Origin of the sequence: Paenibacillus sp. OSY-SE, from assembly GCF_000283315.1 — a bacterium.
GTDB lineage: Bacteria > Bacillota > Bacilli > Paenibacillales > Paenibacillaceae > Paenibacillus_B > Paenibacillus_B profundus.
The window spans coordinates 1-299 of record NZ_ALKF01000039.1; the positions used below are offsets into that span (position 1 = coordinate 1).

The 299-nt window shown below is 47.5% G+C and carries 1 protein-coding gene; it reads left to right on the forward strand.

Going from position 1 to position 299, the window contains the following annotated elements; genetic code table 11:
• The coding region (locus A372_RS32625) for an RHS repeat-associated core domain-containing protein (protein WP_036702600.1) at positions 1 to 299 on the forward strand (299 nt) is incomplete at both ends.

The window sequence follows — 299 nt, forward strand, 5'->3', positions numbered from 1 at the left end:
GACACGGCGACATTACGGAAATTCGGGATGCCCAAGGAAACATACTGAACCGCTATACGTATGATATCTGGGGCAATCCATTAACCCAGGAGGAGCAAGTACCGAATATCTTCCGCTACTCGGGAGAGTACTGGGACGCAGATACGAATCTACAGTATTTGCGTGCAAGATGGTATGATCCGAGTATAGGGCGGTTTATTAATGAGGATACGTATGAAGGGGATCTAGGGAATCCGCTGAGCTTGAATTTGTATTCGTACGTGGCCAACAATCCGTTGAAGTTTATTGACCCTAGCGGG